The sequence below is a fragment of the Pseudomonas botevensis genome, assembly GCF_019145475.1.
Lineage (GTDB): Bacteria > Pseudomonadota > Gammaproteobacteria > Pseudomonadales > Pseudomonadaceae > Aquipseudomonas > Aquipseudomonas botevensis.
Window position 1 is genome coordinate 41097 of record NZ_JAHTKI010000023.1, and the last position, 22399, is coordinate 63495.

Annotated in this window: 27 protein-coding genes; 10 read left to right on the top strand and 17 right to left on the bottom strand. The window is 61.6% G+C overall.

Going from position 1 to position 22399, the window contains the following annotated elements; translation table 11 throughout:
- Nucleotides 1-60: 60 nt before the first annotated feature.
- The 11 genes from KVQ74_RS23885 to KVQ74_RS23935 form a co-directional block, all read right to left on the bottom strand.
- Nucleotides 61-366: a YkgJ family cysteine cluster protein gene (locus KVQ74_RS23885; RefSeq protein WP_217833837.1), complete on the bottom strand. Its 306-nt coding sequence runs from the start codon at nt 364-366 to the stop codon at nt 61-63.
- 53 nt (nt 367-419) lie between these two features.
- Entirely contained in the window at nt 420-914 is a 495-nt protein-coding gene (locus tag KVQ74_RS23890; RefSeq protein ID WP_217833838.1) for a DUF2878 domain-containing protein, read from the bottom strand.
- Entirely contained in the window at nt 907-2178 is a 1272-nt protein-coding gene (locus KVQ74_RS23895; protein WP_217833839.1) for an SAM-dependent methyltransferase, read from the bottom strand. Before KVQ74_RS23895 ends, KVQ74_RS23890 begins: the two co-directional genes overlap by 8 nt.
- A complete protein-coding gene (locus tag KVQ74_RS23900; RefSeq protein WP_217833840.1) occupies nt 2165-2980 on the bottom strand; it encodes a DUF1365 domain-containing protein in 816 nt (271 codons plus the stop codon). The genes KVQ74_RS23895 and KVQ74_RS23900 overlap by 14 nt, the downstream gene beginning before the upstream one ends.
- A complete protein-coding gene (locus KVQ74_RS23905) occupies nt 2977-4224 on the bottom strand; it encodes an NAD(P)/FAD-dependent oxidoreductase (RefSeq protein WP_217833841.1) in 1248 nt (415 codons plus the stop codon). Before KVQ74_RS23905 ends, KVQ74_RS23900 begins: the two co-directional genes overlap by 4 nt.
- Entirely contained in the window at nt 4221-5003 is a 783-nt protein-coding gene (locus tag KVQ74_RS23910; protein ID WP_217833842.1) for an SDR family NAD(P)-dependent oxidoreductase, read from the bottom strand. The genes KVQ74_RS23905 and KVQ74_RS23910 overlap by 4 nt, the downstream gene beginning before the upstream one ends.
- Nucleotides 5000-5422, bottom strand: coding sequence for a nuclear transport factor 2 family protein (locus KVQ74_RS23915; protein WP_217833843.1), 423 nt, complete (start codon nt 5420-5422; stop codon nt 5000-5002). Before KVQ74_RS23915 ends, KVQ74_RS23910 begins: the two co-directional genes overlap by 4 nt.
- On the bottom strand, nt 5415-6860 hold the full coding sequence (phrB, locus tag KVQ74_RS23920; RefSeq protein WP_217833907.1) for a deoxyribodipyrimidine photo-lyase: 1446 nt from the start codon (nt 6858-6860) through the stop codon (nt 5415-5417). Before phrB ends, KVQ74_RS23915 begins: the two co-directional genes overlap by 8 nt.
- A gap of 20 nt (nt 6861-6880) precedes the next feature.
- Nucleotides 6881-7822 carry a MerR family transcriptional regulator gene (locus KVQ74_RS23925; RefSeq protein ID WP_217833844.1) on the bottom strand — a complete coding sequence of 314 codons (942 nt, stop codon included), beginning with the start codon at nt 7820-7822 and terminating at the stop codon, nt 6881-6883.
- Nucleotides 7822-8781: a YbgA family protein gene (locus KVQ74_RS23930; protein ID WP_217833845.1), complete on the bottom strand. Its 960-nt coding sequence runs from the start codon at nt 8779-8781 to the stop codon at nt 7822-7824. The genes KVQ74_RS23925 and KVQ74_RS23930 overlap by 1 nt, the downstream gene beginning before the upstream one ends.
- Nucleotides 8782-8944: 163 nt before the next feature.
- Nucleotides 8945-9931, bottom strand: a complete 987-nt coding sequence (locus tag KVQ74_RS23935) for an NAD(P)/FAD-dependent oxidoreductase (protein WP_217833846.1) — start codon at nt 9929-9931, stop codon at nt 8945-8947.
- 197 nt (nt 9932-10128) lie between these two features.
- On the opposite strand from KVQ74_RS23935, the gene KVQ74_RS23940 reads away from it, so the two are divergent.
- Nucleotides 10129-11031 carry a TIGR01777 family oxidoreductase gene (locus tag KVQ74_RS23940; protein WP_217833847.1) on the top strand — a complete coding sequence of 301 codons (903 nt, stop codon included), beginning with the start codon at nt 10129-10131 and terminating at the stop codon, nt 11029-11031.
- 13 nt (nt 11032-11044) lie between these two features.
- On the top strand, nt 11045-12067 hold the full coding sequence (gene hemH, locus KVQ74_RS23945; protein ID WP_217833848.1) for a ferrochelatase: 1023 nt from the start codon (nt 11045-11047) through the stop codon (nt 12065-12067).
- 99 nt (nt 12068-12166) lie between these two features.
- Here the strand turns inward: hemH and KVQ74_RS23950 are convergent, their stop codons facing one another.
- Nucleotides 12167-13441 carry a uracil-xanthine permease family protein gene (locus KVQ74_RS23950; RefSeq protein WP_217833849.1) on the bottom strand — a complete coding sequence of 425 codons (1275 nt, stop codon included), beginning with the start codon at nt 13439-13441 and terminating at the stop codon, nt 12167-12169.
- 2 nt (nt 13442-13443) lie between these two features.
- The gene (upp, locus tag KVQ74_RS23955) at nt 13444-14082 is read right to left on the bottom strand and encodes a uracil phosphoribosyltransferase (RefSeq protein ID WP_217833850.1); all 639 of its coding nucleotides are present in this window, start codon (nt 14080-14082) and stop codon (nt 13444-13446) included.
- A 166-nt stretch (nt 14083-14248) separates the two neighbouring features.
- Here upp and KVQ74_RS23960 point away from each other — a divergent pair, with 166 nt between their 5' ends.
- From KVQ74_RS23960 to KVQ74_RS23970, 3 genes are all read left to right on the top strand, one after another.
- Nucleotides 14249-14806 (top strand): hypoxanthine-guanine phosphoribosyltransferase, encoded by a 558-nt coding sequence (locus tag KVQ74_RS23960; RefSeq protein WP_217833851.1) that lies wholly within the window; start codon nt 14249-14251, stop codon nt 14804-14806.
- Between the two features lie 103 nt (nt 14807-14909).
- Nucleotides 14910-15389 carry a hypothetical protein gene (locus KVQ74_RS23965; RefSeq protein WP_217833852.1) on the top strand — a complete coding sequence of 160 codons (480 nt, stop codon included), beginning with the start codon at nt 14910-14912 and terminating at the stop codon, nt 15387-15389.
- Between the two features lie 63 nt (nt 15390-15452).
- Complete coding sequence (locus tag KVQ74_RS23970) at nt 15453-15740, top strand: PA4642 family protein (protein WP_217833853.1); 288 nt, start codon at nt 15453-15455, stop codon at nt 15738-15740.
- 71 nt (nt 15741-15811) lie between these two features.
- On the opposite strand, the gene mqo is transcribed toward KVQ74_RS23970, so the two are convergent.
- Complete coding sequence (gene mqo / locus KVQ74_RS23975; RefSeq protein ID WP_217833854.1) at nt 15812-17320, bottom strand: malate dehydrogenase (quinone); 1509 nt, start codon at nt 17318-17320, stop codon at nt 15812-15814.
- Between the two features lie 703 nt (nt 17321-18023).
- The gene (locus KVQ74_RS23980) at nt 18024-18257 is read right to left on the bottom strand and encodes a hypothetical protein (protein WP_217833855.1); all 234 of its coding nucleotides are present in this window, start codon (nt 18255-18257) and stop codon (nt 18024-18026) included.
- Between the two features lie 209 nt (nt 18258-18466).
- Here KVQ74_RS23980 and KVQ74_RS23985 point away from each other — a divergent pair, with 209 nt between their 5' ends.
- On the top strand, nt 18467-19051 hold the full coding sequence (locus KVQ74_RS23985; RefSeq protein ID WP_217833856.1) for a YajG family lipoprotein: 585 nt from the start codon (nt 18467-18469) through the stop codon (nt 19049-19051).
- Nucleotides 19052-19123: 72 nt separating this feature from the next.
- On the opposite strand, the gene KVQ74_RS23990 is transcribed toward KVQ74_RS23985, so the two are convergent.
- Nucleotides 19124-19330 carry a hypothetical protein gene (locus KVQ74_RS23990; protein WP_047296561.1) on the bottom strand — a complete coding sequence of 69 codons (207 nt, stop codon included), beginning with the start codon at nt 19328-19330 and terminating at the stop codon, nt 19124-19126.
- A 192-nt stretch (nt 19331-19522) separates the two neighbouring features.
- Between KVQ74_RS23990 and KVQ74_RS23995 the strand changes: the two genes are divergently transcribed.
- Nucleotides 19523-19801, top strand: coding sequence for a hypothetical protein (locus KVQ74_RS23995; RefSeq protein ID WP_217833857.1), 279 nt, complete (start codon nt 19523-19525; stop codon nt 19799-19801).
- Between the two features lie 63 nt (nt 19802-19864).
- On the opposite strand, the gene KVQ74_RS24000 is transcribed toward KVQ74_RS23995, so the two are convergent.
- The gene (locus KVQ74_RS24000; RefSeq protein WP_217833858.1) at nt 19865-21031 is read right to left on the bottom strand and encodes a 1-acyl-sn-glycerol-3-phosphate acyltransferase; all 1167 of its coding nucleotides are present in this window, start codon (nt 21029-21031) and stop codon (nt 19865-19867) included.
- Between the two features lie 139 nt (nt 21032-21170).
- On the opposite strand from KVQ74_RS24000, the gene KVQ74_RS24005 reads away from it, so the two are divergent.
- The 3 genes from KVQ74_RS24005 to KVQ74_RS24015 are packed head-to-tail and all read left to right on the top strand — an operon-like array spanning nt 21171 to nt 22283.
- Complete coding sequence (locus KVQ74_RS24005) at nt 21171-21353, top strand: CPXCG motif-containing cysteine-rich protein (RefSeq protein ID WP_217833859.1); 183 nt, start codon at nt 21171-21173, stop codon at nt 21351-21353.
- Nucleotides 21354-21362: 9 nt separating this feature from the next.
- Nucleotides 21363-21623 (top strand): putative signal transducing protein, encoded by a 261-nt coding sequence (locus KVQ74_RS24010; RefSeq protein WP_217833860.1) that lies wholly within the window; start codon nt 21363-21365, stop codon nt 21621-21623.
- 36 nt (nt 21624-21659) lie between these two features.
- Nucleotides 21660-22283: an SOS response-associated peptidase gene (locus KVQ74_RS24015; protein ID WP_217833861.1), complete on the top strand. Its 624-nt coding sequence runs from the start codon at nt 21660-21662 to the stop codon at nt 22281-22283.
- Nucleotides 22284-22399: the final 116 nt, after the last annotated feature.

Genomic DNA, 22399 nt, shown 5'->3' on the forward strand with positions numbered 1-22399 from the left:
ACACCCTCCAATGTGGGAGCGGGCAAGCCCGTTCCCACATTTTGTTTGTGTGCCGGGGAATCAGCGATACGCCGTGGCGATCCCCTGGCGCTCTTCGATGCATTCCGGCGCGCCCATTTCGAACTCGCGGCAAATCAGTGGGCGCTTTTCGTAGATCGTGCACATCATGCTGTTGCGATCCAGCGCCGCGCACCAGCCGTCATCCAGGCGCAGCATCACTTCGCCGCCCCACTCATCGGTATCGATGAAGCGCTCGGGCACGCCCGTGTCGGTGATCAACATCACTTCGAGCTGGCAGCAGCAGGCTGCGCAGGTCGAGCATGTGACCTCAGGTTCGGCGATTTGCTGGTGGGGAATGGTTTTCATGGCCGGCAGTGTAAGGCAGTGGTCGATGACTGTGTGAAAGGCCTGACAGACGTTCAGCGCCTGGTCAGCCTCGCCGCCATGTAGTGCAGCAACGGAAACAGCATGGCCCACAGCAGGCCGATGCCGATCAGGGTGGGCAGCTCGCCATGGGGAAAACGTACCCCGGCCAGTTGCCCGCCCGCGTAATAGGACAGCGCGCCGCCGAGCGCACCGAGCAGGCTTGCCAGCCATATCGGGCGCGCACTCCATTGCAGACAATGGCGCAGCGTGGTGGCGAGCAAGGCCCACAGCAGCATCAGCCACAGCGGGATCAGGGGCGACAGATCCTTGAACTCAAACACGCCCACTGTCCGCAAGACGCTGTCCACCGCCGTGCCGACAATCACCACGCTGAGAATCAGCCGGCCTTCCACCGCCCAGCCGCTGATCCAGCGCAAATGAATCACCAGCACCGCCAGCGCCAGCAGCAGCCAGAGACTGTTGCCGCCGAGCACGCAGGCCAGCCAGCCGACCTGGAACAACACCGCGTTGGCCAGTCGCTCAAGCATCGAAGCGCCCCAGCAACGGCGCGGTGATCGCCGCCGGTTTGGCCAGCAGCAGTTGCGCGGTGCCGATGGTGCGCTCGAGGAATCCGCCCTCGCAGTAACACAGGTAAAACTCCCACAGACGCAAGAAACCGTCGTCGTAGCCCAACTCGTGCAAGCGGCCATGGGCGCGGCGAAAGTTCTCGTGCCACAGGCGCAAGGTGCGGGCGTAGTGCAGGCCGAAGTCCTCCATGTGCAGCAGGTTCATGTCGGTGTCGCGGCTGACGATCTCGAGCATTTTCTGCATACAGGGCAGCGCGCCGCCGGGAAAGATGTAGCGCTGGATGAAATCCACGCCGCGTCGCGCCTGCTCGTAGCGCTGGTCGCGGATGGTGATCGCTTGCAGCAACATCAGGCCGTTGTCCTTGAGCAACTGTGCGCACTGCTTGAAGTAGGTCGGCAGGAAGCGATGGCCGACCGCTTCGATCATCTCGATCGATACCAGCTTGTCGTACTGGCCGGTTAGGTCGCGGTAGTCCTTGAGCAGCAGCGTCACTTGATCCTGCAGGCCGAGACGTTCGATGCGCGCGGCGGTGAAGGCGAACTGCTCTTTGGACAGCGTCGTGGTGGTGACTTTGCAGCCATAATGCTGCGCGGCATAGAGCGCCATGCTGCCCCACCCAGTGCCGATTTCCAGCAGGTGATCGCCGGGCTTGAGTGCGAGTTTGCGGCAGATCCGTTCCAGCTTGTTCAGTTGTGCCTGTTCCAGGCTGTCGTCGGCGCTGAGGAATTGCGCCGCCGAATACATCATGGTCGGATCGAGAAACTGTTCGAACAGCTCATTGCCCAGGTCGTAATGGGCGGCGATGTTTTTTCGCGATCCCTTGTGCGTGTTGCGATTGAGCCAGTGCAGGCCGCGCACCAGTGGCCGCCCGAGCTTCGCCAGACCGCCCTCCATCGCATCGAGCACGTCGAGGTTGCTGACGAAGACCCGCACCACCGCCGTCAGGTCAGGCGAACTCCAGTAGCCCTGGATAAAGGCTTCACCGGCGCCGATCGAACCGTTGCTGGCGACCATTCCCCAGGCGGCCGCGTCGAGTACCTGGATTTCACCGACCAGCGGACTGCCAGACGCGCCGAAGACCTGGCGTTCTCCGTCCTCGATCAACACCAGTTGCCCGTGTTTGAGTTGCGCCAGTTGGCGCAGCACGCCTCGGCGCAGCAGCGACCCGCTCAGGCCATGGAGGCTGAACAGGGCGGCTTTGGGCAAAACGCTAGAGGTCTTCATGGCGGCGCTCCCTGGGGGGCACGGTGGCGGTTCGAAAGCTGCCGTCGGCAGGCTGATGGGCAAACAACGGGGTGCGTTTGAGCAGCAGGCGCAGAGCCTGCCAATAGATCGCCACAGCGGTCTTGGCGCTCATCCACGGGAAGCGCCGCAGGTAACGGTGCAGGCTGCGCCGGTCGAGGGGTTCGCGGTGCAGATCGAGGGTCGCGTCGAACAGTTTGTGTTCGCCCTGCCAGTCGGCCATGTGCACGCCCAGAGTTTGCGCGGCGGGGCTGAAACTCATGCGGTATTCCAGATCCCGAGGCAGAAACGGCGAAACGTGAAAGGCTTTGGCCACCGCGAAGTGCTGGTGAAAGTCCTCCAGGCTCTGCGCCGCCCGCGCAGGCAGTACGTAGTGGTAACGCTCGCGCCATGGCGTGTTGCTGACTTCGCAGAGAATCGCCGCCAGTTGCCCGTCGGCTTCGTGGCAGTAAAAGAAACTCACCGGGTTGAACGCCAGACCCCAACTGCGAGGTTGCGTCAGCAGGCAGATCGAACCCTGCGGGGCATGGCCCAGAGCGCTGGCGACTTGTTGGCGCACCGCGTCGATCAAGGAAATGCCCTGGCCGGTAAAAGTCTTCAGGTAATCGGTTTCGCGAAACGAGAACGGCGCAAAGCGGCGGTTGCCGGCCAGAGCAGAGAGGTTCAGCACTGCGCCCTGCTCGCTCAGGTCGAGATACAACAGGCCGATCCGGTAGCGGAATTCATGGCGGCGCGGAGCGAATCGCCGGTGGGCGATCCAGCCGCTGTAGAGGGCGCTGTTCACAGGCTTTCCCCAAACGACGCGGCTACCTGCAAGGCACTGACCACGCCGTCTTCGTGAAACCCGTTGGCCCAATAGGCGCCGCAGTAATGGGTGTGACGCAGGCCATCGATTTCGCCCCGGCGATTCTGCGCCGCCAGCGCCGCGAGACTGAATTGCGGATGGGCGTAGGTGAGGCGCGCGAGGACCTTCGACGGACTGATGCCGGCGTTCTGGTTGAGGCTGACACAAAACGTGGTGTCGCTCTGAATGCCCTGCAGGATGTTCATGTTGTAGGTGACAGCGGCGTGGGTGTGGCCGGCGCCGTTGAGGCGATAGTTCCAGCTGGCCCAGGCCCGCTGGCGCGTGGGCAACAGGCGGGTATCGGTGTGCAGCACCACCTGATTGTCGGCGTAGGGCAGGGCGCCGAGGATTTCCCGTTCGGCTTTGTCGGGATCGCCCAGCAACTGCAGCGCCTGATCGCTGTGGCAGGCGAGCACCACTTTGTCGAAACGCTCGATACCGGCCGGGCTGTGGACAACCACCCCGTGCGGGTCTCGATCAATCCGGGCCACCGCACAGTTCAGACGAATCCGGTCGCGAAAGCCTGCGCACAGCGGCTCGATATATGCGCTGGAACCGCCCTCGATCACCCTCCATTGCGGACGGTCATTCACCGACAGCAGCCCGTGGTTGTCGAAAAAACGCAGAAACAACCGCAGCGGAAAATTCAGCATTTCGGCCATGGGCATCGACCAGATGGCCGACCCCATCGGCACGATGTAATGCAGGATGAAACGCTCGCCGTAATCGCCGGCCTTGAGGTAGTCGTCGAGGGTGCTGTCAGCAGCGATCCGCTGTTCGGCGAGATCGCGCCGGGCTTCCTTGTTGAAGCGCAGAATGTCACGCAGCATGCTCCAGAATCCTGGCGAGAGCAGATTGCTGCGCTGGGCGAACAGGCTGTTCAGATTGTGGCCGTTGTACTCCACGCCGGTGTCCGGGTCGCTCACCGAAAAGCTCATTTCGGTGGGCTTGAAAGGCACGCCCAACTGGCCGAGCAGACGAATGAAGTTCGGATAGGTCCGGTCATTGAACACAATGAACCCGGTATCCACCGCGTATTCACGCCCCTGCACGGCCACTTGCATCGTGTGCGTATGGCCGCCGATCCAGGCGCCGGCCTCGAACACCGTGACGTCATGTCGGCGTGCAAGCAGGTACGCGCAGGTCAGCCCTGCGATCCCGCTGCCGACAATGGCGATTTTCACGTGGCGTCCTTGAGCGGCGGATTGCTGCGCACCATGCGCTTGCCGATTGCCAGCTGGACCCGCGCCGGCATTTTCGACAGCGGCCACAGCATCGCCATGAACAGCGCCGGGAAGGCGATTTCCAGCGGCCGACTCTTGAGTTCGGTGAAAATGTGCCGCGCGGCCTTTTCCACGGGCCAGCTCAATGGCATCGCAAAATCGTTCTTCGCGGTCAGCGGAGTGTCGACGAAACCGGGGCTGATCACGGTGACTTCGATACCCTCGTCCGCCAGGTCGATGCGCAGGGATTCGAACAGATAACGCAGCCCGGCCTTCGACGCGCCATAGGCTTCGGCCCGAGGCAACGGCACGTAGGTGACGGAGCTGGCCATGCCCACCAGATGCGGCGCGATGCCCTTGCGCAACAGGGGCAGGGCGGCCTCGATGCAATAGCTGCTGGCGAGCAGGTTGGTACGCACCACATGCTCGACGATCGACGCGTCGAACTGCCGGGCATCGACGTATTCGCAGGTGCCAGCATTGAGGATCACGCTGTCCAGCGTCCCCCAGTCCGCCGCGATCTGCTCGCCGATTTCACGCACGGTCTGGCTGTTGGTCAGGTCTCCGGGCACCACCAGCACTTGTCCTGGATAACGTTGCGACAACACTTTCAACGGCGCGATCTGGCGGGAGCTGACCGCCAGGTGCGCGCCGCTTTTCAGAATCTCTTCCGCCAGGGCTGCACCGATGCCACTGCTGGCGCCGGTCAGCCAATAACGACGTGGAGTTGTACGACTCATCCCAATCTCCTTTTCAGCCAGGCGATCACCCGGCCCAACACTGGTAAATGCTCATACAGCATGGCCCCGGCATCGAAGTAGTCCCGGTGCCGATAAACCTTGTCGCGCCACAGCAGGTGCGAGCAGCCGGCGACCCGGATCAAGCGGCCGCCCGCCAGGCGCGGGTGCCGATAGCTCATGACCCAGCGCAGGTAGCCTTCGCAGTCTCCGATCTGGTCGAAGCCGTGGAAATCGAAACGCAGTTCACTGACGTTGGCGTACAGCTCGCTGAAATAGCCGCGCAGTTGTGTCAGTCCCTGTACCTCGTGCAGCGGGTCGGTGAAATGAATGTCATCGCTGTAAAGCTGCTCGAGGCTGTGCAGATTGTCTTTGTTCAACTGCGCAAACTGCCGCGCGAAGCGACGCAGAAACTCACTCATCGCCATCTCCATAAGACGCTCGGGCCGGCAGATTCTTGAACGCGGCCAGCGCGCGCTCCCGCGAGGTACTCAGGTTTACGATCGGCGCCGGGTAGTCGGCGACGCCGAACAGCCCGCCGGCACTGGCGGGGTTGTGGACTTCTTTCTTGTTCAGCCCGGACAGTTCCGGCAGCCAGTGCTTGATGAACAGGCCTTCGCTGTCGAATTTTTCCGACTGGCTCAGCGGGTTGAAGATCCGGAAGTACGGCGCCGAATCGGTGCCGGTCGACGAACTCCACTGCCAGCCGCCGTTATTGGCCGCGAGGTCGCCATCGATCAGGTGACGCATGAAAAAACGCTCGCCTTCACGCCAGTCGATCAGCAGGTTCTTGGTCAGGAACATCGCCACCACCATCCGCAGGCGGTTGTGCATCCAGCCGGTTTCGAGGAGTTGGCGCATGGCCGCGTCGATGATCGGCAGACCGGTGCGCGCCTGCTGCCACGCTGCGAGATCGTCCGGGGCGTCACGCCAGGCGAGGGCTTCGGTTTCCGGGCGGAAGGCGCGATGGCGCGAGACCCGTGGATAACCGACCAGAATGTGTTTGTAGAACTCGCGCCACAGCAATTCATTGATCCAGGTGACCGCACCGACCTTGCCGCTTTCGAATTCGCCCTGATTGCTTTGCAGCGCGGCATGCAGGCATTGGCGTGGCGACACCACTCCAGCGGCCAGATAAGCCGAGAGTTGGCTGGTGCCGGGTTTGGCCGGGAAATCGCGCTCGCTTTTGTAATAGTCGATCTGCGCATCGACAAAGGTGTCGAGACGTCGCCGGGCTTCGCTTTCGCCAGCGGGCCAGAGGGCGCGCAGGGATTCGCCGGGCGTGGGGAAGCTGTCGATGGCAGCAGGAATCGGGTCGCTTTTGATCGACAGCGGCCGCTGTGCCGGCGGCGTCTTCACCCGCTTGGGCAACGAGCGGTGCAGGCGTTCGTAGCAGACTTTGCGGAACTGGCTGAACACCTGAAAGTAAGTCCCGGTTTTGGTCAGCACACTGCCCGGCTGGAACAGCAACTGGTCAAGGTAACGGTGAAAGCCGATGCCTGCGTCTTGCAGCGCCTTGGCGACCGCGTCATCGCGGCGGCTTTCGTGGACGCCGTATTCCTCGTTGACGTGTACCGCGTCGATATCCAGTTGCCGGCACAGTTCGAGCAATACCGCCGGTGCCTGATCCCAGCGAGCAGCGGTACGAATCAGCAACGGAATGTGCAGTTCGCCGAGGCTTGCGCTCAGTTCCCGCAGGTTGCGCAGCCAGAAGTCGATCTTGCACGGGGCGTCGTCATGTTCCAGCCATTGATCGGGACTCAGCAGGTAGACAGCCACGGTCGGGCCGCGCTCGGCGGCGGCAGCGAGGGCGGTGTTGTCGTGTTGGCGCAGGTCGCTGCGCAGCCAGAGCAACTGCATGGTGTTCTGTGCATCCTTCATCAAATCAACCCACACTCAACCAGTACCCGATGGGCCGACAGGGGATCTTCGGCCAGGTACAGATCAGTGATTTCGGTGGTTCTGGCAGACAACTCGGCGTGGTGAATGCACACCGTTGGTCCGGCAATCATTTTTGGGCAACCGACGCCGTGCAGAAGTTTCGGCAGCAACGAAAGGTTCATGGCTTTGCTGGAATACAGCAGTACGCCGCGTGCTTGCAGGTGGTCGACGGTCAACGCGAGTTCGCCGGCCGGCAGCGGCCAGTCGAACACTTGCACCGGGCAATCGGCGCTGCTGACCAGCCACGCGCTGAGCCATAGGTCGGGTTCCAGTGGTCTGTCCGAATGGTTGATCAACAACAGCGGCGCACCGCGCAATTGACGGTTGTTATGGTAGATGCGCGCGCCGAATTTGCTGCGTAGCCAGGAATAAAAAAAGCTCTGCTCCATCTGTGCGCCGAATTGCCCCTGCCAGCGTTGCTCGAGTTCCGCGAGCAGCGGCATCAGCAGTTGTTCGCACAAGGTCCGGGGTGGATACAGCGCCATGGCCTGATTGACGCTGTCATCCAGGCCGCGTTCGTTCAATTGCGCGACAGCCGTCAGTGCGGTCTGGCGCAGGGCGTGCCAGTCGTTTTCCACCGTTTCGCTGAAGGCTTGCGGGGTTTCCAGCAGCGGTTTGACCTGACCGACCGCCACGCCACGGTTGAGCCAGGTGAGGATGGTCAGGATGCGTTGCACATGATCGGCCGAGTACAGCCGATGGCCCTTGGGCGTGCGTTGCGGCACCACCAGGCCGTAGCGGCGCTCCCAGGCACGCAGGGTGACGGCGTTGACGCCGGTCTGCCGCGCCACTTCGCGGATCGGCAACCAACCCGCGTCGAGGGCTTTCTTGAAGTCGGCGCCGAGGTCTTCACGGGCGCTGGTGTCAGGAGTGTCGTTCATCAAATGGCGTTTCGCAGGCTGAGGTTTTCCGGGTGCGGTTGCAGGTAAACCTGTTGCGCGATGTACGGGTCCGGGTGTTGCCGGAAGTGGTGCTTGAGCAAGGTCAGCGGCACCACCAGCGGCACGATGCCGTGACGGTATTGGCCGATGACATGCTGCATTTCCTGTTTGTCTTCGGCACTGATGGCGCGCTTCAGGTAGCCGCTGATGTGTTGCAGGACATTGGTGTGGGTACGGCGGGTGGCGCAGGTGGACAGCGCTTGCATCAACTGGCTGAAATAGCGCGGGCCGAGTTCGACCGGATCGTCCTGGCCCATGCTGCCCAACAGATTGCCCAGCACTTTGTATTGCACCGGGTTGTGGGCCATCAACAAGTACTTGTAGCGCGAATGAAACTCGGTGAGCGCGCGGCGGCTCAGGCCTTGCCGGAGCACCCGCTGCCAGTCGCTGTAGGCGAACACCCGGCTGATGAAGTTTTCCCGCAGGACCGGATCATTGAGGCGCCCGGCTTCTTCCACTGGCAGATCTGGATGCCCGGCGCAGAACGCCTGGGCATAGATCCCGCGGCCATTGCCGTGGGGGGCGCCGTTGCTGTGATAGACCTTGACCCGCTCCAGTCCGCAGGACGGCGACTGCTGCATGAAGATGTAGCCGCAGATGTCATCAAGTTCACCGACCATTTTCTGACCGTAGTCGGCTAACGGCCGGGTGACGTTGACTGCGCTGTCGACCGTACCGACGGCTTCGGGATGGTCCGGATGACCGACCAGGCGGATCGGCTCGCGGGGAATACCCAGACCAATCGCAACTTCCGGGCACACCGCGACGAATTCGAAGTATTCGGCGAGGGTACGGGTACACAGCCGCGACTCCTTGTGTCCGCCGTTGTAGCGCACCTCGGCGCCCATCAGGCAGGCGCTGATGGCGATTTTCGGAGGGAATGCGGATGAGTCGGACACCGTGAACCTCGAACCTATGTCTGCATAAAAACCTGTACAGAATTAATTTTCTGTACAGCATTCATCTCAGCATAGGTTTAAGGCTGTACAAGTCAAATGGTTTGTACAAGATTTCTGTAGGAGCGGCCGGGGCGACTCCTACAGGTTTGTGGCGGGTATCGTGTTATTGCAGGTGTTCGTGCAGCCGCCGTGCGGCTTCCTGGCCGCTGAGCCAGGCGCCTTCGACACGCCCGGACAGGCACCAGTCGCCGCAGGCATACAGGCCCAGATCGGCATCGGCCAGGGTGCCCCATTCATGGGCGCTGGCAGGGCGGGCGTAGAGCCAGCGGTGGGCGAGGGTGAACGTCGGGGCGGGCATCACGGTGTGCAGCAATTCGGCGAAGGCGCCGTGCAATTGCTCGATCACCGCTTCCTTGGGCAGGTCGATGTGTTGCCGGCTCCAGGTACTGCTGGCGTGCAGCACCCAGGTGTCACAAGTGGTATCGCGTCCTGGTTTGCTGCGATTGCGCGCCAGCCAGTCGAGAGGGCTGTCCTGCACGAAGCAGCCTTCGATCGGCGTGTCCAAAGGCTTGTCGAAGGCGAGGGCGACGGCCCAGGTCGGGTCCATCTTCACCCCGGCGGCGGCCCCCGCGAGTTTCGGCGCGGCAGCCAGTAGCGCCGTGGCTTGCGGCGCGGGAGTGGCGATGACGACATGGCTGAACGGGCCGTGGGTGAAGCCCTCGGCGTCCTGTAAATGCCAATGTTCTTCGCCGCGATAGACCTCGGTGATCCGGCAGGCGAAATGCACTTCCAGGCCATCGAGCAGGCCGCGGGTGATGGCGCTCATGCGCGGCGTGCCGACCCAGCGGGTCTGTTCGTCCGGAGAAAGATTCAACTGTCCGCCATGGAAGGTGTAGAGCTGCGGATCCCACTCCGCGACCCAGCCGTTGGTTTGCCAGCGCTGAACCTCGGTGACGAAGCGCCGGTCGCGGGCGGTGAAGTATTGCGCGCCCATGTCCAGTGAACCGGCATCGCTACGCTTGCTCGACATGCGCCCGCCGCTGCCGCGACTTTTATCGAACAATTGCACGGTATGCCCGGTGTCCGTCAGGGCCTGGGCGGCGGAGAGTCCGGCGATGCCGGTGCCGATGATTGCGATAGGTACAGTCATAGGGGCCTCGTTTGCCTTTCTGTACAGACTACGCCGTGCTTGAAACCTGTACAATTTTGTTTTTTGGTATAACTTCTTGCGTTCTCGTTCTGATAGCTTGGCCTATTGTTAAACAATAGAGCCTGCCCGATAGAAAAGATCCCTGCTTATAAAAATAGACTAGTGATCCGGGTAAAACGCCACGCGAGGAAGATGTCATGCACATATTGCTGACCGGCGGTACTGGTTTGATAGGACGTCAGCTCTGCCGGCACTGGCTGGCGCAGGGGCATCGGTTGACCGTGTGGAGTCGGCGCCCGGAAAAAGTCGGAAAAATCTGCGGTGCGTCCGTGCGGGGCATCGCTCGCCTGGAAGATTTCGGCGAAGAGCCGGTGGATGTGATCGTCAATCTGGCCGGCGCGCCGATTGCCGATCGGCCGTGGACGCATCGGCGCAAGGCGCTGTTGTGGAGCAGCCGCATCACCCTCACCGAACGCGTGCTGGCGTGGCTGGAAACCCGCTCGCAGAAGCCTGATTTGTTGATTTCCGGCTCGGCGATCGGTTGGTACGGCGACGGCGGTGAGCGCGAGCTGACGGAGGCGTCACCCCCGGTGATCGATGATTTCGCCAGCCAGTTGTGCATCGCCTGGGAAGAAACCGCGCAACGCGCCGAAGCCTTGGGGATTCGCGTGGTGCTGGTGCGAACCGGGCTGGTGCTGTCGGCCGAGGGCGGCTTTTTGTCGCGGCTGCTGTTGCCCTTCAAACTTGGGCTGGGCGGGCCTTTGGGCAATGGCCGGCAGTGGATGCCGTGGATTCATATCGATGACCAAATCGCCCTGGTTGATTTTCTTCTGCACCGCAATCAGGCGAGCGGTCCTTATAATGCGTGCGCGCCGAAACCAGTGCGCAACCGCGAATTCGCCAAGACCCTGGGCAGTGTGCTGCATCGCCCGGCGTTCATGCCGATGCCGACCCTCGCGTTGAAGGTCGGGCTCGGCGAAATGTCATTGTTGTTGCTGGGCGGCCAACGGGCCGCGCCGGCACGCTTGCTGGAAGCCGGTTTCACTTTCCGGTTCACGGATTTACGCGCGGCCCTGGACGATCTCTCCAGCCGCCTCTGAAATAGGACGTTGCATGACCGATCACGCCTTGCTTCTGGTCAACCTGGGTTCGCCGGCCTCCACTTCGGTGGCCGACCTGCGCAGCTACCTCAATCAATTCCTGATGGACCCGTACGTGATCGACCTGCCGTGGCCCGTGCGCCGCCTGCTGGTTTCGCTGATCCTGATCAAACGCCCCGAACAATCGGCCCATGCCTATGCCTCGATCTGGTGGGACGAGGGTTCGCCGCTGGTGGTCCTCAGCCGCCGCCTGCAACAGCAGATGACTGCGCAATGGGCCCACGGCCCGGTGGAACTGGCGATGCGTTACGGCGAGCCGTCGATCGAGTCGGCCCTGTTGAAACTGGTCGCGGCGGGGCACAAACGCATCACGCTGGCGCCGCTTTATCCACAGTTCGCCGACAGCACCACCACCACGGTGATCGAAGAAGCCAGGCGCGTGCTGCGGGCGCACAAGCTCGACGTACAGCTCTCGGTGTTGCAGCCGTTCTACGATCAACCGGAATACCTCGATGCCCTGGTGGAAAGCGCCAGGCCGCATTTGCAGCAGGATTACGATCACCTGTTGCTGAGCTTCCATGGCTTGCCGGAACGGCACCTGAAAAAGCTCAATCCGGGGCACAGTTTCGAGGGCGGTGGGGATTGCTGCGCCGGTGCGCCACCGGAGGTGGTTGCCACCTGCTATCGCGGCCAGTGCCTGCGTACGGCGGCGGAGTTCGCCAAGCGCATGGGCATCCCGGACGGCAAATGGTCGGTGTCGTTTCAGTCGCGGCTGGGCCGGGCCAAATGGATCGAACCCTACACCGAAGCGCGGCTGGATGAACTGGCGAAAAGCGGCGTGAAGAAAATTCTGGTGATGTGCCCGGCGTTTGTCGCCGATTGCATCGAGACTCTGGAAGAGATTGGTGATCGCGGCAGGGAGCAGTTCCGCGAGGCGGGAGGGGAGGAACTGGTGTTGGTGCCGTGCCTGAATGATGACGTGCAGTGGGCCAAGGCTTTGGCGACTTTGTGTGAGCGAGCGCCGTTGGCGCTTTGACACCTTCGCGAGCGAGCCCGCTTCCACAGGTTTACCTTTATCTGTGGGAGCGGGCTTGCTCGCGAAAGCGGTCTGTCAGGCAATGAAGCACCAAAGCCTTCAGATCAGCGGTTCATCCGCCTTCTTTTCTTTCCAGCCGTCATTGCCCGGCAGGATCAGGTTCAGCGCAATCGCCACCACCGCGCACAGCGCGATGCCTTTGAGACCGAAGTCGTCAGGGCCGGTGCCGGTGCCGACCAGCACACCGCCGATACCGAACACCAGCGTCACCGAAACGATCACCAGATTACGCGCCTCGCCCAGGTCGATCTTGTGACGGATCAGGGTGTTCATCCCCACCGCCGCGATCGAACCGAACAGCAGGCACAGAATCCCGCCCATCACCGGCACCGGAATGCTTTGCAGCAGGGCGCCGAACTTGCCGATGAACGCCAGGGAGATGGCGAAGATCGCCGCCCAGGTCATGATTTTCGGGTTGTAGTTCTTGGTCAGCATCACCGCGCCAGTCACTTCGGCGTAGGTGGTGTTCGGTGGACCGCCGAACAGGCCGGCCGCCGTGGTGGCGATGCCGTCACCCAGCAGGGTGCGATGCAGGCCTGGCTTCTTCAGGTAGTCGCGACCGGTCACGCTGCCGACTGCAATCACGCCGCCGATGTGTTCGATGGCCGGGGCCAGCGCCACCGGGACGATGAACAGGATCGCCTGCCAGTTGAATTCCGGTGCGGTGAAGTTCGGCAGGGCGAACCAGGGTGCGGCGGCGATCTTCGCGGTGTCGACCACGCCGAAGTAGAACGACAGGGCAAACCCCACCAGCACGCCGGAAATGATCGGCACCAGACGGAAGATGCCTTTGCCGAACACCGCCACGATCAACGTGGTCAGCAGTGCCGGCATCGAGATCATCATCGCGGTCTGGTAATGGATCAGCTCGGAACCGTCGCCGGCCTTGCCCATCGCCATGTTCGCGGCAATCGGCGCCATGGCCAGGCCGATGGAGATGATGACGGGGCCAATCACCACCGGCGGCAGCAGGCGGTCGATGAAGCCGGTGCCTTTGATCTTCACGGCCAGGCCGAGGAAGGTGTAGACGAAACCGGCGGCCATCACGCCGCCCATGGTCGCGGCGAGGCCGAACTGGCCCTTGGCGAGGATGATCGGGGTGATGAAGGCGAAGCTCGATGCGAGGAACACCGGCACCTGGCGTCCGGTGACGATCTGGAACAGGATCGTGCCCAGACCGGCGGTGAACAGTGCCACGTTCGGGTCAAGGCCCGTGATCAGCGGCATCAGCACCAGGGCGCCGAAAGCCACGAACAGCATCTGCGCGCCGGACAGCACCGTGCGCCAGAGCGGATCGTTGAACTCTTGCTGCATGCTTACGCGTCCTTCTGCTTGGTGCCGAAGATCTTGTCACCGGCATCGCCAAGCCCTGGGATGATGTAACCGTGTTCGTTCAGTTTCTGATCAATGGAAGCGGTGTAGATGGTCACGTCCGGGTGAGCCTTCTCGACGGCGGCGATGCCTTCCGGCGCGGCCACCAGCACCATCGCGCGGATATCCTTGCAGCCGGCCTTCTTCAGCAGGTCGATGGTCGCGACCATGGAGCTGCCGGTGGCGAGCATCGGGTCGATGATCATTGCCAGGCGTTCGTCGATTTCCGGAACCAGTTTTTCCAGATAGGTGTGGGCTTGCAGGGTTTCCTCGTTGCGGGCAACGCCCACGGCGGAAACCTTGGCACCCGGGATCAGGCTCAGCACGCCTTCGAGCATGCCGATGCCGGCGCGCAGGATCGGCACGACGGTGATTTTCTTGCCGGCGATTTTCTCGACCGACACGGTGCCGCACCAGCCTGGAATCTCGTAGCTTTCCAGGGGCAGGTCTTTGGTGGCTTCATAGGTCAACAGGGCGCCGACTTCCTGAGCGAGCTCGCGGAAATTCTTGGTGCTGATGTCTGCGCGGCGCATAAGGCCGAGTTTGTGACGGATCAGCGGATGGCGGATCTCGAGGATGGGCATGGGAAAGGCTCCGGCGGCGGGCAAAAAAACCGGCCTAGATTAATCTATCCGAGGGTGATGTCCTATAGGACATACAGTACGTTAGTCCATAAAGGCTTGATTCGGCCTCTTGGGATGCGTACCTTTGCCCGCTTTTCCGAAACCGACCCCCCTCCTGGAGAGCGCCATGTCCGCTGATCTCGAGCATATCCGTCAAATCATGCGAGAGGCTGACTGCCTGTACACCGAAGCTGAAGTCGAGGCGGCCATCGCCCGCGTCGGTGCACAAATCAACGAACAACTGGCAGAGAGCAACCCGGTGGTGTTCTGTGTGATGAACGGCGGCCTGATCTTCTCCGGCAAACTGCTGACCCATCTGCACTTCCCGCTGGAAGCGTCCTACCTGCACGCGACCCGTTATCGCAACGAAACCAGCGGCGGCGACCTGTTCTGGAAAGCCAAGCCGGAAGTGTCGTTCATCGACCGCGACGTGCTGATCATCGACGACATCCTCGACGAGGGGCACACCCTGGGCGCGATCATCGACTTCTGCAAACACGCCGGCGCCCGTGCGGTACACACCGCCGTGCTGATCGACAAGGATCACGACCGCAAGGCACGTCCTGACCTGAAAGCCGATTTCGTCGGCCTGCCGTGCGTCGACCGTTACATCTTCGGTTACGGCATGGACTACAAAGGCTACTGGCGCAACGCCAACGGGATCTTTGCCGTCAAGGGCATGTAAGAACCTGCATTGCTCTTGTGGGAGCGGCCTTGCCCGCTCCCACAAAAACCATGGCTCCCGCGCTCCCATGCTAGAGTGCCCGGCCCCGCCCCCGGAGCCTGTCATGAGCTTGTTGATCCGTTGCTGCGCCGCCCTGTTGCTGTCTCTCAGCCTGCCCCTGGCTGCCGCCCCGATGCACAGTCAATTCCTGCCGCCGGACGACCTGACCCTGCGCGACGCAGAGCCCGAGCAACAGCAACTGATGCAGGTCACCGACTATTCGGTGGTGATCGGCGCCCAGCGCCAGTCCAACCAGCAGCCGATTCCGGTCACTTCGCCGCTGATGATTCGTCTCAAGGGCAAATCCCTGAACAAGGGCGCGACGATCAATCAGGTGCTGGTCAATTTCGATGGCGAAAGCAAAAGCCTGAAAAAACCGGTGTTCGACGACAAGAGCAAGACCCTCACCTTGTTCTACCCGCTGGCCCAGTACCGGGTGGTGATCGATCTTTTGCGCAATGACACCGTTTATGTGCAGTTCCTGAGCTACGCCAACGGTCATATCTGGGCCGATCTGCACACCGGCAGCACGCGCGCGCGTTGAGCCCGGCGCCTGCGCAGGGGTAAACTGCCCGCCCCGTGAAATGTCTGCGAGCTGGAGTCGGCAATGCGTAAAGATAAGAAGCAAGTGATTGGTGACGAGATCGGCGATGAGCAGATCAAGCTGTTTCTCGATTTTGAACCGGTCGATGCCACCTCGCCGTCGCTGCACAAACTGGTCAAGGCCTACCGTGGCCTGCGCATCGACGACTTCGAGCGGTTCCTGACGTTCTTCGTCGCGGCCGGTTACGACGTGGATGGCAAGGACGAACAGGGCAAGACCTTTGTCGAGCTGATCCAGGATCAGCGCAATGCGCCGGATTACATCGAGCTGATCGCGAAGGCTCGCGGTTAAGCGCAAAAGACCGCAGCCAAAAAAAACGCCCCGCACTCACCGAGTGCGGGGCGTTTTTTCATGCGGCGGGATCAAGCGTAGCTTGGGGTCTCGCTGCTTTCTTCGACCAGCTCCAGAGCGATGTTGTTCTGCGTGTTGATCTTGCGATACAGCGCAGCATCGGTTTCCAGAACCTTTTCCCGGGCCGGGAAGATTTCTGCCAGTTTGGCAGCCCATTCACCCTTGGCCTTGCTCGGGAAGCACTTCTCGATCAGTTCCAGCATGATCGAAACGGTCACCGAGGCGCCTGGCGAAGCGCCGAGCAGGGCGGCGAGAGAGCCGTCCTTCGCGGCCACCAGTTCGGTGCCGAACTGCAGGATGCCGCCCTTTTTCGGGTCTTTCTTGATGATCTGCACCCGTTGGCCGGCCACTTCCAGGCGCCAGTCTTCGGCTTTCGCCTCAGGGTAGAAACGGCGCAGGGAGTCCAGACGCTGTTCCATCGATTGCATCACTTCGCTGACCAGGTATTTGGTCAGGTCCATGTTGTTCTTCGCCACGGCCAGCATCGGGCCGATGTTGCCGGCGCGAACCGACAGCGGCAGGTCCATGAAGGAGCCGTGCTTGAGGAACTTGGTGGTGAAGCCGGCGTATGGCCCGAACAGCAGGGATTTCTTGCCATCGACCACGCGGGTGTCCAGGTGCGGCACCGACATCGGCGGCGAACCCACGGCGGCCTGGCTGTAGACCTTCGCCTGGTGGTGCTTGACCACTTCCGGGTTGTCGCAACGCAGCCACTGGCCGCTGATCGGGAAGCCGCCAAAGCCTTTGCTTTCTTCGATGCCCGAGGCTTGCAGCAGCGGCAGGGCCGCGCCACCGGCGCCAAGGAAGACGAATTTGGCGTCGACTTCACGGCTGGCGCCGCTGTTGACGTCCTTGATGCTGACGGTCCAGCCGCTGGCGTTACGCTTGAGACCGGTCACGCGCTTGCAGTATTTGACCTGGGTGTCCGGAGCGGCAGTCAGGTGCTTGAGCAACTGATTGGTCAGCGCGCCGAAGTTGACGTCGGTGCCGTTGATCACGCGGGTGGCGGCGAGCACCTGGTCTTTCGGACGACCCGGCATCATCAGTGGCATCCACTCGGCCAGCTTCGCCTTGTCTTCGGTGTATTCCATGTCGGCAAACGCGTGGTGCTTGTGCAGCGTGTTGAAGCGTTCCTTGAGGAACGACACGCCTTTTTCACCCTCGACGTAGCTCAGGTGCGGCACCGGGCTGATGAAGGATTTGCACGAGCCGAACGTGCTTTTTCTGGTCAGGTACGACCAGAACTGCTTCGACACCTCGAACTGGGTGTTGATGTGTACGGCCTTCTTGATGTCGACGCTGCCATCGGCCGCCTGCGGCGTATAGTTCAGCTCGCACAGGCCGGCGTGGCCGGTGCCGGCGTTGTTCCACGGGTTGGAACTCTCCGCGGCACCAGAATCCATCAGCTCGACGACTTCCAGCTTGATCGCCGGGTCGAGCTCCTTGAGCAGTACTGCAAGGGTGGCACTCATGATGCCGGCCCCAACCAGAACTACGTCGACTGCTTCGTTATGCGCCATTTAACGCGTCTCCAAAATCTGCAGCACCAAATTGTCGGCATGGCTGCCAGGTGTCCGGGGCAGGTTCAGTGGCGCCCCAGATACCCATGGCCAGGATCGCCATGTCCGAATCTTCGCAATTTTTCGCAACTTCGACGGATGCATGCGGCCTGGCTTCAAGAGTTCCATGAACTCATTTCAGCGCGCGGCTGGCAATTCGACTTATGGTCGAGACATCCGTTTGTGCAACCAAATCCGTAGCGGACAGGCTTCAGGCTCCGGTGTTCGAGGCGTTCCCGTTCCTGTGTCGTTGGGCTGTTTCAGACGCTAATGGTGCATGTTCAGACGCAAAACTATTCATTTGCTCGCCACACTCTTGTGAAGTTGTGAAAACCCGTTTTTTTCACGCTCTTTTGAAGACGTGAACCTCAAAAAAGGGCTGTCCCAGGCTGGCACCGTGCCCGAAGGGGCAAACAACTCAGTGGCCGAGCGTCATGACAGCTCTGCAGATTCGCGAAAAGCGGGGATTTGCCAGGGAAACAGCAAGCACGCCAGCTTCACTCGATCTGTGTGGGCGGCTCTCTGTGGGCGATTTGGATGCCAATGCAAGCGCATTGACGCTGTTGCGGGGCCCGATCAGGAGACGTCCTTATAATCGGGGGGAGATTGTATCGAAGAAATGCGGGGAGTTGGTCGAGTTTAATGACTTTTATTAGGCATCCGGTCAGATGCTCAACATCGCCTGTGCCCGTGGGCGTGAACGCTGCTGTTCGACCCGGGCGCTGGCAGGCAGCGGCTGGTGCAGCCAGTTGAGGCGGATTTCTTCGATTTCCACCCAGCCGTCACCCATCGGCTGCAGGCTGCACTGTTTGAATGCCTGGCAGTGGCCGTTGCGGTCGAGCAGGGCAAAGCAGCGGTGCAGCGGGCGTGGAGCGAACAGCGAGATCAGATGACGCATGGCGATATACCTTTCTTTTCCTTGGGGTCGCACACAGGTTGTCAAAGGGCCGTGACGCGCACGTGTAAGGGGAGTGAAGAATCTGTGACAGGAACCGCGGCCGACGGGCTCTGTCAGACATTTCAGTATTCACTGACGGGTGCTGGTGACCCACAGTGGCCCACCGCTATACTGCCGGCCTGTTTGTGCCTGATTCTGGAGAGAAGAGCATGTTGCAACGCCTGTTGTTCGGTTTGATCACTGTGACCAGTTTGACCCTGGTTGGCTGCGCCCACAGCCCGCAACAACTGAGCCCGGAACCGAAGCTGACCACCCAGCTGGCACCGGTCGGCCACGGCCAGCCTGTCGTGGTGCGCGTGGTTGACGGTCGTCCGTCGCCGACCCTGGGCACCCGTGGCGGCCTGTACCCGGAAACCAGCGCCATCACCGTGCAGCGCGAGCAGATCCTGCCGAAACTGCAGGCCCAGGCTGAAGCGGCGGTACGCCTGCTCGGCTTCACCCCGACCAACAACGGGATGAACGCTCCGCAACTGACCGTGACCCTGACCGAGCTGAAATACCAGTCGCCGAAAGAAGGCATGTACGTGACCGAAGCCACCATTGGCGCGACTTTCCGCTCCGACGTGCAGAGCGGCAACCGTCGCTACAGCGGTCGCTACGGTGCGTCCCTGGACCAGCGCTTCGGCATGGCGCCGAACCAGGAAACCAACACCAAACTGGTCAGCGACGTGTTGAGCGATGCGTTGACGCGCTTGTTCAAGGATCCGACCGTGGGTCAGATTCTCGGCGAGTAAGTGCTTCGCCTGATGTGAAAAAGCCCGGGGCCAGTGATGGTTCCGGGCTTTTTTGTAGGGGGGGCTTTGGGCTCAAGCCGCCTGGGAATAGAAGTCGAGCACGCTCACGCCCGTCAGCAGGTCGGTCTCCGGCAGATCGGCATGCTGATGTCCGCCGAGTGCGCAATACACCAGCCAATGGCGATCCTGAACATTGAAGGCGAGGCTGCCGACGAGGCTCTGCTGTTCGTCGGATGGGGTGATGAGGTACAGGCGATCCTGGTTTTCAGCGTGAAGCATGACGCGGTCCGTGGCGGTTTCGAGGCGCGCATGGTGGCCGATGTAAATGACGAAGCCGTGACACAGGACAGCCATCGGTCGATTGTCGGGTTATTTGTCGCAAAGGGTAGGGCACGGGGGGACGGTTTGGGTAGAATCCGGGCGCGGTCGTCGGTCTGGCGTTCGCCATACCGGTTTAGCCTGAGGTCTGTGATGTCGCTGCACTTGATGACGCTGTTTACCGCCCATCCCGCCAAATTGATCAACCTGCTGGCGCTGCTGCTGGCGTTTCCCGGCAGTTGGCTGCTGCATGCGACCCGTCGCCGCGAGCAACGGGCAATGGCCAGCATCGCTGCCCAGCGCGAAAACCGCCCCGATCAGGAGCCGACGCTGGATTGGTCGACCCTGCGCATGAACCGCTTCTTCTACCGTTTCGGGTTTGCCTGCCTGGGACTGGCGTTGCTGGTTTCGTGGATCAGCACCCGGGTCTGACTTTTTCGCAGGCATGAAAAACGGCGCCCCAGGGCGCCGTTTTTGTGTCCGCAAGGCAACCGCTTACAGCGGCAACCCGGCCTTGACCCGATACTGATTGCGCACCGGCGTCGCGTATTGCAGCACCAGATACGGACGGTGTTCCGCCGGGCAGGCGTCGAGCCGGCGCTGCCACTCTTCCTGGGCCTTGGCCAGTTCTTCGGCACCGAACACCTCGGCGGCCTGCGGCACGTGCAGTTGCGGATCGGCATCGGCCCACTGTGCGTACGCCAGGTAATGCACCGGGAATAACCGATAACCGCCGAGAATCTGCTTGTCCATCTCGACCGCCAGTTGCTTGGTGTCTTCAAACAGCTCGGTGATCGGCGCGGCGAAGTTCACATGCACCCGGCCCTTGTAGCCGGTGATGCCCTTGGCGATGCTCACATCATCCTCGCCCGGCGCCTTGCTGTAGGTGCCGGTGGTGGCGCGGATGTACAGTTCGCGGGCCTTGGCCTGGTCGCACGGGTCGTATTCGTAGCTGATCGATACCGGGGTCAGGTTCAGCGACTGAATGACTTCGCCGAACGGCTCGTCCTTGCGGCTCATGTGGAACATCTTGAGGATCGCCGACTCGGTACGGTCGTCGCCGTCCTTGGCCCGGCCCTCGGCCTGGGCGATCCAGATCGAGGCGCAATCGGTGCGGATCGAGTGGTTGATGTAGGCCGACAGCAGTTGATAGGCGGCCATTTTCTCGCGGCGCCCGGTGATCGAGCGATGCACGATGAAACTCTTGTTCAACCGCATCAGGTCGCTGACAAACGGCTTTTGCAGCAGGTTGTCGCCGATCGCGATGCGCGGGGTCGGCAGGCCGGCGTGGTACACGGCATAGTTGACGAAGGCCGGGTCCATCACGATATCGCGGTGGTTGGCGATGAACAGATAGGCGCTGCCGGACTTGAATTGCTCGACACCGGTGTAGGTGACACCGTCGGTGGCCCGCTCGATGGTGTGGTCGACGTAGAATTCGACCTTGTCCTGCAAAGTGGCCACGGACGTCACGTCGGCGAACTCACGACGCAGCCGATGGGCTATAAGAGGTTTGAGCATCCAGCCGAAGGCACCGGCGAAACGCGGGAAGCGGAAGTGGGTGAGGATATCTAGAAACGCCTTGTCGCCGAGCAGTCTTGCCAGTACCGCAGGTACTTCGCTGTCGTCGTAAGGTCGGATGGCATCGAATTCGCCCATCATGCTCTCTTGTTGGAAACGGCTAGGGTAAGTAAAGGTTTTGATCGAAAACCAACGGGGCACGGTCTGAAAAGGTAGCCAGACAAAAATAGCCCTGCAAATAGACCGGCGATTATACGCACAAGTCACTCGGGAGACCGCGATGCTGGAAAGCGCAGACTATGAATGTCCGTATTGTGGTGAAGAGGTCGAGACGACCATTGATCTGTCCGGCGGCGATCAGACCTATATTGAAGACTGTCAGGTCTGTTGTCGGCCGATCACCTTTGTTTTGCAGGTTCACGGAGAGGAATGGCATCTCGAGGTCTTCAGCGAAAACGAGTGAGGGGCAGCCATGCAGCGAATCTACGAGCCGGAAAACCTGATGGAAGGCGAGATGCTCAAGGGCATGCTCGCCAGCGAAGGCATCGAGGCGCATCTGGTCGGGCGCGACCTGCTGGGCGGCACGGGTGAATTGCCGATCTTCGGCCTGCTCGGGCTGTCGGTCGATAACGACCAGGCCGAATACGCCCGCGAGCTGATCCGTGCGTACAATGCCGCGCTGCCGCTGCCCGGCGATGAACCGGAAAGCTTTCCCGGGACGCTGGTCTGTTAGGCTGGCGTTCGTTTTATTCTCGAGCCGTGTTGCCCCATGTGTGGACGTTATGCCCTGTTTCGCTGGAACCGCGACTTCGCGGCCCTGCCAGGTTTTCCCGCCGATCAGCAGGCGCAGTGGAACATTTCCCCCAACGATTCGGTGCTGATACTGCGCGCCGAGCCTGACGGCCCGCGCTCGCTGGCCCGCGCCCGTTGGGGGCTGACGCCGCCGTGGCTGACTGACCTGTCCCGCACGCCGGCCCATGCCCGGGCCGAAACCGTTGCCGAACAACCGATGTTTCGCGAGGCCTTGCGCCTGCGTCGCTGCCTGCTGCCAGCCAACGGCTTCTACGAATGGCGCGGCACGGCGCGCAAGCGCCCGTACTGGCTGACACCGGGGGAGGGCTCCTCGCTGTTTTTCGCGGCGATCTGGGAGGCGTATCCGGTGCAGGAACAGGTCTGGCTGAGTACGGCGGTCATCACCCAGCCGGCGGCCAGTCAACGCCGGCCGCTGATTCTCGATGAGGCGGGGCAGGCGGCATGGCTCGATCCGCAGACGCCGCTGCATGCCTTGCACGCGTTGCTGGCCAGTGAGCCAGTCGCGTTGCGTGAGCGAGTGTTGGCGAATCTGGTGAATGATCCGAAATTGAATGGGCCGGAGTGTCTGACCCCGGCCTAGCGCTCTCGATCAAAAGCCCCCTCACGCTAACCCTCTCCCGGAGGGAGAGGGGACCGATTGTGCGATGTTCCAGAAATACGCCGACCTGAACGCATAGCACCGAATCCATAATCGAC